Genomic DNA, 13,023 nt, shown 5'->3' with positions numbered 1-13,023 from the left:
TAACATAATTTCGCGTTTTAATACTTAATATTGTAATTTCAGAAACTCACGAAATTCCTACGTTACATGTTTGAGTATTTTAAAAATTCACTGGCCAGGAAGAAAGCACGCCGCCAATTTCAGGAATATCCTCACAAAACAGACACATTTGTGTTGGCCGAGGAAGGTGAAATATCATTTGCAAACTGGAAAAACCCGTTGGTAAATCCAAAGGTGATTACGCAGGAAGAAGTCAATTTTTTCAAAAAATTTATTCCAAAAGGAAGCCTTTGCATCGACATTGGCACCAATATCGGCGACACGACCGTCCCTATGGCGCTCGCTACAGGGAAAACCGGCACAACGATTGGTTTCGATCCTAACCCGCACGTTTTTAAGATTTTGGAGAAAAACGTGGCCCTTAATGTTGACAAAACGAACATTATCCCGCTGCCTTACGCCATAACGAAAGAGGATGGCGAGTTTTTTTACAGTTCCTCGGAAGCTTCATTCGGCAACGGCGGCATTTCCAACGAAATTGTGGAAGACCAGGGTGCGTTTCAGCTTCCTGAGAAGATCAAGGGCATTAACCTTGAAAAGTTTCTGAAATCCAATTATGCTTCTTTATTAAACAGGCTTTCCTTCATTAAAGTGGATGTGGAAGGCGCTGATATGGAAGTGATTCGCTCAATCAGTGAGCTTATCAGGCAGTTTAAACCAGTGCTTGTGGCGGAATGTTTTCCAAAGGCAACCACCGAAGAGCGCGCCGAACTTTACCACATTGTTTCTGAATTTGGCTACACATTACATTATTTTTCGGACTTCAACGAGAACGCGAAAATTATCAAAATCGAAGGCCCACGTGATATGAATAAGTGGAAAACCTTCAACTTTTACGCGATTCCGAACGAAGCTTAGATCCAGCGTTTTCGGCGGAAAAACCAAAGCACAATCAGCGACGAGAACACCATCAGGAACAGCGAAAGCCCAAATCCCCAGGGCTCTGCGGTGGTGGGAATGTGGTTGTAGTTCATGCCAAAAATCCCTGCGATCAGCGTTGGCGGCATGAAAATGATCGTTACCACGGTGAAAATCTTGATCACCTGGCTCTGTTCAATGTTGATCAAACCCATGAATGTATTTTGCAGATACTCAAGGCGTTCGAAGTTGAATGTAGTGTATTCGAGCAGTGAACTCACGTCTTTCAGAATGATCCGTAAATGTTCCTTCCTGTCTTCCGGAAAATACTGACTTCTTAAAATCCCGGAGAGCACGCGTTGTTTGTCAATGCTCGTTTCACGCAACATCATTGTGGTTTCCTGCAATCCACTGATGCGGATCAAGACTTCCTGACGGGCTTTCTGTTCGTGGGTAAGGTCCTTACTAATGGCCGAAATGTCACGCGAAATGCCTTCCAGCGAGTCTGCATCAGCTTCAATTCGCGTTTCCAGCAACAGCAGCATAAAGTCTACGCCACTCTGAATGCTTTCCGTGCTCACCTTCATTTTCTTCACCGTATCCGCAAAAGTTTTGGAATCACCGCGACGATAAGTAAAGAGCACATTTTGATATAAAATAAAGGAAACGGGATACATCTCATACCCATCACGATCGATGCGCAGGAAGTTGGAGTTGGCATTAATCGTATCATTTTGTTCAAAAAACCGCGAACTGCTTTCAATTTCAACGATTTCCTGTGGTGTCTGGAAGCTGATGTTGCATTTGTTCTCCACCCATTCCTCTTCCTCCGCACTCGGCGACTGCAAATCCACCCAAACCAGATTTTTGACTTTCCCAAGCTCGCGAATATCATTCTCGCGCTTAATCAACCGACCTTCTTTATAAAATATGCGTACCATTTTTTAAAGTTGGGAAAAAAGAAGCAACCACAAAAACTGATTTCTAAAAATGAGGATTTAAGTTAACTTGCAGGCTAATTCAATACTCAATCACACACTATTTTGAAACATGATTATTACCCCTTCCGGGGGTCAGAGGATTTTTTATCCTTCACTTTTGAAAGCATTTCTGAGCAGCGGATTGTTCGTAAGAGAGCGGAATTTGCTGAGATGTCTGATGGTTTATACAATTTTGGGTTTGGCGATCTAAATAATCAGAATGATGTTGATGATCTGGTAGTTACAGACAACAAAGATACCGGCATGGTTTTGGCAACCCTTATTCAAATTCTAGTTGTCTTTCTAGAAACGCATTCAGGAAAAGCGGTACATTTTAAAGGCAGTACTTGTTCAAGAACCAGAATGTACCAGATAATATTAACAAAAGAGAAGGCGAGTTGGGAAAATAAATTGACGGTTTACGGTATTGTTAATGGAGATATAATGCCTTTTGAAATAGATTTTAAGTTTGATGCGTTTATTGTAAAACAAAAACTCAGTTAGTATTATGGAAAAGAAAAGAGTCCCGTTGGTAGATATATCGAAAGTCACAATCGATCCTACTTTAAAAAGTAGCCGCGATTCGGCTTTCATTCAAAGGAAGATGGAACAGGCTAAAAAGACCCTCGCCGGCGTAGACCTGAGTATCCTCGGGATCAAGGACAAATTTTAAGTAGTTACCAAACGTTCCTCATTTTCTAGTTCAAATCCGTACTTTTGTGCAATGCAAAGTACAGCTTCCCCAAGTATCTTCACAACGCAATTCTGGTTACTTGGCCTCAGCTCGTTTCTTTTTTCTTCCAGCTTCAACATGCTCATTCCCGAATTGCCGGGGTATCTTACCGAGATGGGCGGTGCGGAATATAAAGGCGCAATCATTGGTCTATTCACATTAACAGCCGGACTTTCCCGACCATTCAGCGGTCGCTTAACAGATCGTATTGGCCGCGTTCCCGTAATGGCATTCGGTTCGATTGTCTGTTTCGTCTGCGGATTTTTATATCCCATCTTTACAACGGTGATGCCGTTTTTACTGCTAAGATTGGTTCACGGCTTTTCAACGGGCTTCAAACCAACCGGCACATCTGCCTATGTCGCCGACATTGTTCCGGCCGACAGACGCGGGGAGGCGATGGGTGTGCATGGGATGTGTATGGGCGTGGGCTCTGCGTTCGGACCGGCGGTTGGGAGTATGATCAGCGAGGCGTTTTCCTTGAACGCTTTGTTTTATACTTCTTCACTTTTTGCGTTTTTGTCCATTGCAATCCTTTTGAATATGAAAGAAACGCTCGTTAAGAAAGAGCGTCTTTCGTGGAATGCGTTTCAAATTACAAGACGAGATATTTTCGAGCCGGCCGTGTTCAGCCCGGCGCTGGTAACATTCCTTTGCTACTTCGGCTATGGGGCCGTGGCAACTGTTACGCCAGATTTCAGCGGATATTTGGGACTGCAAAACCGTGGTTTTTATTTCATGTTTTTTACGATTTTCTCTATTCTAATCCGGCTTTTTGCTGGTAAAATTTCGGATAGGCACGGCCGGATTCCAGTGACCATCGCAGGCTGCATCGTGCTCATCATTGCCATGATCATTACAGGTTATGCTAATTCAGTTTCCATGTTTTTTGCCGGCGCTGCGTTTTTCGGCATGTCAATGGGCATTTTGTCGCCGGTGCTTTCTGCCTGGACGGTGGATTTAAGTCGGGACGATAACCGCGGGCGGTCCATTGCAACCATGTTCATTTCTTTGGAAGCGGGCATTGGGTTAGGGGCATTTTTGTCCGCTGAGCTTTTTGCAAATGATCGGGGAAATCTGCCGCTGGTTTTCTTTGTCATGGCTGGTTTTGCATTGGCCGCATTAATCTATACAATCTTGATTTACCAATTTAAAAAACGCCGCGCCCGTGTTATTTGACGATAGTTATCAAACCGTCACCGGGCCAGCGGAAGGTTTTTTCAAAGACAAAGGCAGCAAATTTCTGGCATACAGCTTTCCAATCGAAGGCGAAACGGATGCAAAAACGCATTTGGCAACATTGCGGGAGCTGCATCCCAAAGCTGTGCATCATTGCTATGCTTACCGGCTCGGAGCAGATCGGATGAGTTACCGAATGAGCGATGACGGCGAACCTTCCGGAACAGCAGGTCGGCCGATTCTTAACACATTGTATTCCAGAAACGTAACCAACATTCTGGTCGTGGTTGTGCGCTATTTTGGAGGCACATTATTGGGTGTTCCGGGATTGATTAATGCTTATAAGCTGGCGACCGAGGATGCTTTAAACCAGTCTGAGATTGTTACAAGGCACTTTTATAATTTATATCACCTCAAATTTTCCTATCCGCAGATGAATGATGTCATGCGGATTGTGAAGGAGATGGAACTGCCTGTTAGAGAGCAGGTTTTTGAGATGGAATGCCGGTTAGTCGTGGAAGTGCGTGTGGCGGGCACGGAAAGGTTTATCGCCCGTTGCGAGCAGATCGAGGGCCTTACTCATTCTCTTTCAGCATCCGTATGAAGTCATCTTCGTAATCCTTGATCGCTTTCAGCAACTCTTTCAACTCCTGCTCTTCCGGCGATCCTTTTTTGGCGCCAAAAATCTCATCCGCCCGTTCGGAGGCTTTTTCGTATTCCGTTTCGTTGTTGATTTTCATAATATTGCGTTTTGTATAACAGCCTGCTAACTGGTTGCAGCAACAATTCTGCGCTAAAATAACAAAGAACACGCACGCAGCATTGCTTCCTTCACTATTTTAGAAGCCCGGCTCTGGCAGTGCGAGGACGAGGCTCAATCTTGTGCAAAAACTTTGCAACTCTGGGTCCGTTTTTAGGGTTATTCAATAACCGGTTTTGAATGGAATTATCGACAAACATAAAAGATCATTTTGGAACATTTGAATGCAACTGAGCTCGAAGGCCAGGACTTAATTGAAGTTGAAGGCGCGCGCGAGCACAATTTGAAAAATATTGACGTTAACATTCCCCGAAACAAGCTCGTTGTCGTAACCGGCATAAGCGGCAGCGGGAAATCTTCGCTGGCTTTTGACACCATTTATGCAGAGGGCCAGCGCCGTTATATGGAGAGTTTTTCTTCCTATGCGCGTGGGTTTATCGGCGAAATGGAGCGGCCGGATGTGGACAAGATCAGCGGTTTGTCACCCGTAATCAGCATTGAACAAAAAACCACTTCCCGCAATCCGCGCTCGACGGTGGGGACGGTGACTGAAATTTATGACTTCCTGAGGTTGCTTTACGCACGCGCAGGCGAGGCATTTTCCTATGTTACCGGACGGAAGATGGTCAAGCAGTCGCAGGATCAGATTATTAATCAATTATTTACACAGTTTTTAGGACAAAAAATCATATTGCTCGCTCCTGCCGTAAAAGGTCGGAAAGGGCATTATCGTGAGCTTTTTGTTCAGATTGCGCGGTTGGGTTATAACAAGGTGCGGGTGGATGGAGAAGTGCAGGAAATTGCGCCGAAGATGCAGCTCGATCGTTACAAGGTGCATGACATTGAGATCGTTATCGATCGTGTTATTCCTAAAAAAGAATCCGAAGATACGCAATCGCGCTATCGGTTGAGCCAGTCTGTGGCGACGGCGATTAAGCAAGGAAAAGGTGCATTGATGGTTCTGGATGAAAAAGGAGAAACTTACTATTTTTCTCAAAACCTGATGGACCCGGAATCGGGCATAAGTTATGATGACCCTGCGCCTAATGCATTCTCTTTCAACTCACCTTACGGCTGGTGCCCAACTTGTCAGGGTTTGGGAATGATTGAGGAGATCACGGAAGAGTCCATTATGCCGGACAAATCTTTGAGCATTACCAAAGGCGGCATTGCGCCGATGGGCGAATACCGCGAAGCGTGGATTTTCAAGCAATTGGAAGTTTTACTAAAACCATTTAAAGTAACGCTGGCAACACCTTTGGACAAATTTCCGGAAGAAGCGATGAAGCTCGTCCTTTACGGAAGCGAAGATGCAGTGCCCGTTCCTTCCAAAAAATATCCGGGAACAGAGTGGGACACTAAATTTGACGGCATTATCAACTTCCTGAAGCGCCAGCAGGAAAGCGGAAATGATAAAATTCAGGATTGGTTAAAGGATTTTATGACCGTCCAAACCTGTCCGGAATGTAGTGGCAAGCGCCTGAGAAAGGAATCTTTGCATTTCAGGGTGGATGGCAAAGACATTGCTGAACTCGCTGACAGTGACATTCGTGTTCTGGCGGAATGGCTGGTGAACCTGGAAGACAGATTGGAGGAAAAGCAGCGCGTAATCGGTCACGAGGTTTTAAAAGAAATCAGAAAAAGAGTTGGCTTCCTGCTGGATGTAGGTTTGGATTATCTGACCTTGAACCGAGCATTAAGGACACTGTCGGGTGGGGAAGCGCAGCGGATCAGGCTTGCGACGCAAATCGGAACGCAGCTGACGGGCGTGCTATACATTATGGATGAGCCTAGCATTGGGCTGCATCAGCGTGATAATGTGCGGCTTATCAATTCTCTGAAGAGCTTGCGCGATCTTGGAAACACCGTTCTGGTCGTAGAGCATGATAAGGATATGATGCTGGCTTCGGATTATATTCTGGACATTGGGCCGGGCGCGGGGCGTCATGGCGGCAATGTGGTAGGAGCGGGAACGCCGGAAGTTTTTCTGCAAAATGGCTCATTAACAGCCGAATATCTGAGTGGAAGAACTGCGATTGATGTGCCAAAGAAACGCCGGAAAGGAAGTGGCCAAACGATTTCTATCAAAGGCTGCACCGGGCATAATTTGAAGAATGTAAACATGTCGTTTCCGCTGGGGACGATGGTTTGCGTTACAGGGGTGAGTGGAAGCGGAAAATCGTCGCTGATCCATGAGACATTGTTTCCGCTGTTGAATCAATTTTTTTACAAATCCAGAAGAGAGCCGCTGCCTTATAAGTCGGTGGAAGGTTTGGAGAATATTGATAAAGTTATTGAAGTGGACCAGTCGCCGATTGGACGCACGCCGCGCTCCAATCCAGCGACTTACACGAATTTATTTACAGACATTAGGACGCTTTTTGCCGAATTGCCGGAAGCCAAAATCCGCGGTTATAAACCCGGACGGTTCTCTTTTAATGTGAAAGGCGGACGCTGCGAAGATTGCGAAGGCGCGGGAATGAAGAAAATTGAAATGGATTTCCTGCCAGATGTGCACATTAACTGTGAAACTTGCAAAGGAAAGCGCTTTAACCGCGAAACATTAGAAGTACGTTTCAAAGGAAAATCGGTTGCCGACATTCTGGATATGACCGTAGAATCCGCATTGGAATTCTTTGAAAATCAGCCCAGGATTTTGCGTAAAGTGCAGACATTGAATGATGTAGGTTTGGGTTACATTACATTAGGCCAGCACGCAACCACATTGTCAGGCGGAGAAGCGCAGCGCGTAAAGCTTTCGGAAGAACTCTCGAAACGCGACACCGGAAAAACGCTTTACATTCTCGATGAACCCACAACCGGATTGCATTTCCAGGATATCAGGCATTTGCTGAATGTTTTGAACAAACTGGTTGAAAAAGGCAATACAGTCCTCATTATCGAGCATAACCTGGACGTCATCAAAGTTGCGGATCACGTGATTGACGTTGGACCCGAAGGCGGTGCACAAGGCGGACGCATCATTGCAGAAGGAACGCCCGAAAAAGTGTCGAAAGTGAAGGGAAGTTACACCGGATACTTTTTGAAGGAAGAGCTGAAATAAGCTTGCCCTTTTACATCCATTTGCTCAAAAATTGATTAAAACCATCCTTATGCTGGTCGCTGACGGGAATCGTCATGCTGCCGATTTGGATGGTATTTTTTGTTACAGCGCTGATTTTATCCAGATTCACGATAAATGAGCGGTGTACACGCATAAACTTGGAGACAGGAAGTTTTTCTTCTAATGCTTTCAAGCTGGTCAAAGAAAGGATGGGTTTTGAATCGGATTTTAAATGAACCTTCACATAATCCTTCAAACCTTCCATATAAAGAATGTCTTCGTAAGCAATCCTAACCAGTTGATATTCAACCTTTAGGAACAAATAACCATCTTTGGGATCAGGTGCGCTAGCATAGGAAGCTTTGTTTAATAACTCGCTGTAAGCCTGCGCTTTGGAAGCTGCCCGCAGGAATTCTTCGTAATTAAAGGGTTTCAGGAGATAGTCAAGTGCGTCCACACGAAATCCGTCGAGCGCGTATTGGTTGAATGCAGTCGTAAATATGATTCTCGGCGCTCTTCCGTCCCCTTTATCAATGACTCTCGCGAGTTCGATGCCGGTGAGATCAGGCATTTGAATATCCAGAAAAATGACATCAATGTGCTTGGAATGAATGGCTTGCAGCGCTTCGACGGCGCTGGAATATCGCCCGGCAAGTGCCAGGAAAGGTGTTTTTTCTATAAAAGAGCAAACCAGTCCGAGCGCTAACGGCTCGTCATCGACTGCTATGCATTGGAGTACGCTCATGCAGTTTCTAATTCCAAATGAACTTCAAATTCTTTTTCTTCTTTGTTCTCATTCACTTCCAGCTGATATTTTCCCGGATACAAAAGGTCCAGCCGACGCTGCGTATTAACGAGCCCAATGCCGTTGCTTTCGTCCAAAATGGCTCTTTTATCCGTAAATAATGTGTTTTTGACCTCTACAAAAATCTTGTGCTTGTCCTGCCGAATCTGAATGTCGATCCTACTGGGCTGAACAGCGCTAACGCCGTGCTTAAACGCATTTTCAATAAAGGGCAAAAACAGCATTGGAGCAATAGAAACATCGTGCATCGGGCTTGGCGGATCAAGGTGGACTGTCACTTTATCCGTCAATCGCAGCTGCATCAATTGAATATAATCCTGCGCAAACGCGATTTCCTGGCTCAGCAACACAGTCCCGTGCTGGGTTTCGTAAAGCACATAACGCATCATCCGTGACAGCTTATGCAACGCTTCCCGCGCCGCCTCCACGTCAATGACCGTTAATGCATATATGTTGTTTAATGTGTTGAAAAAGAAATGCGGATTGATCTGTGCTTTTAGGAAAGATAACTCGGAGTTAATCTTCTCTTTTTCAAGGTTTTCCCTAAACTGTTTATCCCGCTGCGTTTCCCTCACCGCCGCCACACTCGTGCTGATCCCTATGATGAGCAGGGCAGTCAGCAATGCAAAATAGTCGAGCCTGTCTTGCCGCTTTTTGTCACCATTGGTTTCCCGCGCCGTCTTGAATGCCTGATCCATCTGCTCGCCGTGGTGGATTGAAATTTTTACCTGCTCAATGATCACAGCTAACATTACGACCGAAACCAGGTTCAGTATAATGAAGCGGCCGTAACGGTTTTTAGCCAGGAACTTGGGAAACCATATATAGTAATTGAGATAAAAAATCGTAATCAACAGCGTAAACTGAACAGCCTGCTTGATCCAGAATGTCATAGGAAATTGGATCTGCCAGCTCAGCGGTTGCCACATTAAGAATAGGGCCAGGAAACTCCATCCCAGGATATGCAGGAAAAACGGAGGATATTTTCGGGCGGCATTTGCATCCATCTTTGTGTCTGTTAGGTTATTGCAGGAAACGTAGCTTGCAATTACAATCTTACGTGTAATAAATCAAAGTGCCTAGCCCAATCGATTAACGCCCTGCAAATACCGACTGATGAGCACCATCACTCTATAAAGCCACTTCGCGTCACAAATACTCAGTTCTGCATTATTCTAAGAACAGGATCCGCGGACTTATCGGGTAAAAGTGCGGTTTGATCGGTGGAAGTGTCCTTTCCATCTATTGCCCGATTTGTTGTCCGATTAAGGTATTTACTTTGAAATTGAATCGAACAATTATTGCAATACAACCATGGACATGATAAGAAAAGTTACTCCTGTTATACTTATGACGTTGCTGAGCTTCGCAGCCTTGGCGCAATTTCCGGGAGGTGGCGGCGGATTTGGCGGAAACCGCGGCGGTGGAAATGACAGGCCGCAGCGCCAGACAGTGATCCCCGGAACGGCCGAGGACACACCCAAAGGAAATGGTAAAATTAAAGGAATCCTCATTGACTCGGTGAGTAAAAAACCGGTCGAATTTGCAGCGCTTTCTTTGGTTGACATTAAAACAAATAACCCGATCGACGGAACGACTACTGATGAAAAAGGTGCTTTCGAGCTTACCAAAGTGGCTTCCGGAAATTTTAAAATCCTTATTTCTTTTATTGGTTATAAAACCAAAACCATCAATGACATTAAGATTGACCGCAAAACAGAACTTAACCTGGGCAATGTAAGCCTGGGACCGGATGTGGTTCAGTTGAATGAGGTTGAAGTTGTGGGAATGGCGCAATTGATCGAGGAGAAAGTGGACAGGCTTGTTTATAACAACGAAAAGGACATTACCAGCAAAGGCGGCGACGCTTCGGATGTAATGAAGAAAGTGCCGATGTTAACGGTCGATCTGGATGGAAATGTTTCATTAAGAGGAAGTTCTAATGTTCGGGTTTTGATCAATAACAAACCTTCGACTATTATCGCAACCAGCGTTGCGGATGCATTGAAACAAATTCCGGCGGATATGATCAAATCTGTTGAAGTAATCACTTCGCCATCAGCAAAATACGATGCTGAGGGTTCCGCTGGAATTATCAACATTGTTACCAAGAAAAGCACGATCCAGGGTGGGACATTGAATTTGGATACGGGCATTGGTAACAGAGGTTCAAACCTGGGATTGAGAGGAAATTACAGAGTTGGTAAAATGGGTTTCAGTTTGGGTGGTTTTGGCCGTTTTAACTACAATATGCCGGGCAAATCTGAAAACCTGCAAGTGGGTAAAATTGATAAATTCTCGATCCGCCAGATGAGCGAGTCCGATAATAAGATGGCTTTCGGTTCTTATAACTTCGGATGGGATTATGAGATTGATTCCAAAACTTCACTTTCTGCCGGGGTGCGTTATGGCATGCGTAACATGCGTAATCAGCAGGATTTGTCAACATTCAACACGCAAAGCGACGGCACAACGCGCAATAGCTTCCGGGATGTAAATACAAAAGACTTGTCTGGCACTTGGGACGTGAATGTGGATTATATCAAAACATTAGCCAAGCCGCAGCAGGAGTTGAGCATTTCTACACAGTTTAGCCGTAACAACCGGACGAATGACTTTGACGCAGACATTTATTCTCTAAATAACAGTCAACTGCGCGAACTGCTGGGAAGCCAGGGCAACAACAACGCCAGCCATAATCAGGAAAGCACCATTCAGGTGGATTATCAGACGCCGGTGAAAGACAATCAGCTGGTTGAATTTGGTGGAAAAGGCATCTTCCGTCAAGTGGTCAGTAATTTTGATTATTACAATACAGTCGACACACCGCAAGCTGCGAGCAGTTTGAACTACGATCAGAATGTTGCAGCGGGATATTTTTCCTACACATATACAACGAAAAGCAAATTTACCGTGAAGGCGGGCTCGCGTTATGAGTATACCAGCATTGATGCTACGCAAGGTGAGCAGGGCGACCTGAGCATTCCGGCTTATAGTAACCTGGTGCCGAGTCTTAACTTGTCCCAAACATTTGGCAAAGGACAAACCGTTAAGCTGGGTTATAACCGCCGCCTTCAACGTCCTGGCATTCAATTCCTAAATCCTAATCGAAATGCGGCGAACCCACAGAACATCACTGTGGGTAACCCGCAACTCCGTCCTGAATTGACGGATCAGGTTGAATTAGGAACAAGCTTTTTCAAGAATTCACTTTATGTGAACGTCTCTACATTTGCACGTTTTACCAACAGTTCAATCGAAAGCATTCGTACGACCGACGAAGCCGGGGTTATCACGACAACTTATGGTAACATTGGTTCGAAGAAAAATTATGGGGTGAATGTTTTCGGAAACATGACATTCTTTAAAAGATGGCAAGTAGGAGGAGGTTTTGACGCTTACTATGCAGATCTTACAAATAACAATCCGGATCCTTTGTTAGCAGCTTCCAACACAGGTTTCGTACTAAGTGGCCGTTTTAGAACGAGCTTGAACATTAAAAACGGATGGGGATTGCAGGCAGGCGGTTTCATGAGGGGACGCGATGTTCAGCTTCAAGGAACACAAGCCGGATTCAGAATGTATGATTTGGGAATCAAGAAAGATTTTACCAACAAGCGCGGAAGCATTGGATTTGGAATGGAGAACTTCCTGGCCCCATCATTCAAAATGAAAACGCAGCTTGAAACGCCATCATTCACGCAGAACAACACAAACTATCTGTTCAACAGAGGTTTCCGGATTAACTTCTCGTATCGTTTAGGGAAAATGACATTCACCGAGCAGAAATCACGGAGAAGAAAATCAGTTAATAACGATGACCAGAAAAGCGAAGGTGGTGGAATGGATGCAGGCGCCGGAGCCGGTGCTGTTCAAGGAGCACCAGCAGTAATCGTGCCAACCATGCGCCCATCTGCTCCAAACGCATCCCGTCCAGAAGGCGCAGGCCGCCCGGCAGGCATCGACAGCACAGCCAGACCGGCAAGACAAGGCATGCCCATGCAGCCAGGCACTCGCCCGGATTCAACTGCGCGTCCGATGACAACCCCTGTCGGCTCCGCGACAAGCCCAACTGTAATGCCAGCAGATTCAATGTCAAGGCCCGTAATGCCAGCGGACTCGACTGTGAGGCCGGTTATGCCAGCTGACTCAACCGCTAAGCCAATGATTCCAGCTGATTCATCAGCTATCCCTGCAAAACCAGCAGTGCCAGCAGATACTACTAAGAAGCCGTAATTTTTTGGATAATATGAAAAAAGGCGAAGAGGGTGTCTCATTTCAAAATGGGGCACCCTCTTTCGTTTCTGGTTTTTGTAACTGAGAATTAAGATTCAAAATCCGCCGTTAAAAGCTAGCTTACTGGATTTGCCAGGTAGGCGCGTAAACAGCCCTCCTAGGCCGCCCTTTTCCTGATATTCTGGGCTAGTGCGATCAATCCCCACTCTATTTCGACCTTTTGTTTGCCGCGGAGCATAAACTTGCGGAAGCCGTGGTTATGTTTAATGTTGCCAAAGACGGGTTCTACGTCATAGCACCGCTTCTTTCGTTTGACAATGCCTTCCTCACTTTTTAGCAGCTCGTCGGCTTGCTGTTTTTGCCTATCCA

Annotated in this window: 12 protein-coding genes; 7 read left to right on the top strand and 5 right to left on the bottom strand. The window is 45.5% G+C overall.

Annotation, left to right across the window (positions count from 1 at the left end; translation table 11 throughout):
* The first annotated feature begins 66 nt into the window (after positions 1 to 66).
* Positions 67 to 897, top strand: a complete 831-nt coding sequence (locus tag G395_RS0123825) for an FkbM family methyltransferase (RefSeq protein WP_026632361.1) — start codon at positions 67 to 69, stop codon at positions 895 to 897.
* Here G395_RS0123825 and corA read toward each other — a convergent pair.
* Complete coding sequence (gene corA, locus G395_RS0123820) at positions 894 to 1,838, bottom strand: magnesium/cobalt transporter CorA (RefSeq protein WP_026632360.1); 945 nt, start codon at positions 1,836 to 1,838, stop codon at positions 894 to 896. The genes G395_RS0123825 and corA overlap by 4 nt on opposite strands.
* A gap of 102 nt (positions 1,839 to 1,940) precedes the next feature.
* On the opposite strand from corA, the gene G395_RS0123815 reads away from it, so the two are divergent.
* The 4 genes from G395_RS0123815 to G395_RS0123800 are packed head-to-tail and all read left to right on the top strand — an operon-like array spanning position 1,941 to position 4,393.
* Entirely contained in the window at positions 1,941 to 2,381 is a 441-nt protein-coding gene (locus G395_RS0123815; RefSeq protein ID WP_026632359.1) for a DUF6934 family protein, read from the top strand.
* A 4-nt stretch (positions 2,382 to 2,385) separates the two neighbouring features.
* The gene (locus tag G395_RS32245; RefSeq protein ID WP_157486795.1) at positions 2,386 to 2,550 is read left to right on the top strand and encodes a hypothetical protein; all 165 of its coding nucleotides are present in this window, start codon (positions 2,386 to 2,388) and stop codon (positions 2,548 to 2,550) included.
* A 51-nt stretch (positions 2,551 to 2,601) separates the two neighbouring features.
* Positions 2,602 to 3,789: an MFS transporter gene (locus tag G395_RS0123805; RefSeq protein ID WP_026632358.1), complete on the top strand. Its 1,188-nt coding sequence runs from the start codon at positions 2,602 to 2,604 to the stop codon at positions 3,787 to 3,789.
* Positions 3,779 to 4,393, top strand: coding sequence for an IMPACT family protein (locus G395_RS0123800; protein WP_026632357.1), 615 nt, complete (start codon positions 3,779 to 3,781; stop codon positions 4,391 to 4,393). Before G395_RS0123805 ends, G395_RS0123800 begins: the two co-directional genes overlap by 11 nt.
* On the opposite strand, the gene G395_RS32445 is transcribed toward G395_RS0123800, so the two are convergent.
* Positions 4,365 to 4,529, bottom strand: a complete 165-nt coding sequence (locus G395_RS32445) for a hypothetical protein (protein ID WP_169720069.1) — start codon at positions 4,527 to 4,529, stop codon at positions 4,365 to 4,367. The genes G395_RS0123800 and G395_RS32445 overlap by 29 nt on opposite strands.
* A 231-nt stretch (positions 4,530 to 4,760) precedes the next feature.
* Here G395_RS32445 and uvrA point away from each other — a divergent pair, with 231 nt between their 5' ends.
* Complete coding sequence (uvrA, locus tag G395_RS0123790; RefSeq protein WP_026632356.1) at positions 4,761 to 7,613, top strand: excinuclease ABC subunit UvrA; 2,853 nt, start codon at positions 4,761 to 4,763, stop codon at positions 7,611 to 7,613.
* Positions 7,614 to 7,623: 10 nt separating this feature from the next.
* On the opposite strand, the gene G395_RS0123785 is transcribed toward uvrA, so the two are convergent.
* A complete protein-coding gene (locus G395_RS0123785; RefSeq protein WP_026632355.1) occupies positions 7,624 to 8,358 on the bottom strand; it encodes a LytR/AlgR family response regulator transcription factor in 735 nt (244 codons plus the stop codon).
* On the bottom strand, positions 8,355 to 9,425 hold the full coding sequence (locus G395_RS0123780) for a sensor histidine kinase (RefSeq protein WP_026632354.1): 1,071 nt from the start codon (positions 9,423 to 9,425) through the stop codon (positions 8,355 to 8,357). The genes G395_RS0123785 and G395_RS0123780 overlap by 4 nt, the downstream gene beginning before the upstream one ends.
* A gap of 313 nt (positions 9,426 to 9,738) precedes the next feature.
* On the opposite strand from G395_RS0123780, the gene G395_RS0123775 reads away from it, so the two are divergent.
* The gene (locus G395_RS0123775) at positions 9,739 to 12,654 is read left to right on the top strand and encodes a TonB-dependent receptor (RefSeq protein WP_374754389.1); all 2,916 of its coding nucleotides are present in this window, start codon (positions 9,739 to 9,741) and stop codon (positions 12,652 to 12,654) included.
* Positions 12,655 to 12,811: 157 nt separating this feature from the next.
* Here G395_RS0123775 and G395_RS30165 read toward each other — a convergent pair.
* A partial coding sequence (locus G395_RS30165; RefSeq protein ID WP_026628752.1) for a transposase occupies positions 12,812 to 13,023 on the bottom strand: 212 nt, incomplete at its 5' end.

The organism is Dyadobacter alkalitolerans DSM 23607 (genome assembly GCF_000428845.1).
GTDB lineage: Bacteria > Bacteroidota > Bacteroidia > Cytophagales > Spirosomataceae > Dyadobacter > Dyadobacter alkalitolerans.
Note: the sequence above shows the minus strand (reverse complement) of the source record. Positions and strands in the feature narration are given on the sequence as shown.

Excerpts from the sequence above, each read along its gene's own strand:
- G395_RS0123805 (WP_026632358.1), top strand. The coding sequence starts at position 2,602 with ATGCAAAGTACAGCTTCCCCAAGTATCTTCACAACGCAATTCTGGTTA.
- G395_RS0123785 (WP_026632355.1), bottom strand. The coding sequence starts at position 8,358 with ATGAGCGTACTCCAATGCATAGCAGTCGATGACGAGCCGTTAGCGCTC.
- G395_RS0123825 (WP_026632361.1), top strand. The coding sequence starts at position 67 with ATGTTTGAGTATTTTAAAAATTCACTGGCCAGGAAGAAAGCACGCCGC.
- corA (WP_026632360.1), bottom strand. The coding sequence starts at position 1,838 with ATGGTACGCATATTTTATAAAGAAGGTCGGTTGATTAAGCGCGAGAAT.
- G395_RS32245 (WP_157486795.1), top strand. The coding sequence starts at position 2,386 with ATGGAAAAGAAAAGAGTCCCGTTGGTAGATATATCGAAAGTCACAATC.
- G395_RS0123775 (WP_374754389.1), top strand. The coding sequence starts at position 9,739 with ATGATAAGAAAAGTTACTCCTGTTATACTTATGACGTTGCTGAGCTTC.
- G395_RS32445 (WP_169720069.1), bottom strand. The coding sequence starts at position 4,529 with ATGAAAATCAACAACGAAACGGAATACGAAAAAGCCTCCGAACGGGCG.
- G395_RS0123780 (WP_026632354.1), bottom strand. The coding sequence starts at position 9,425 with ATGGATGCAAATGCCGCCCGAAAATATCCTCCGTTTTTCCTGCATATC.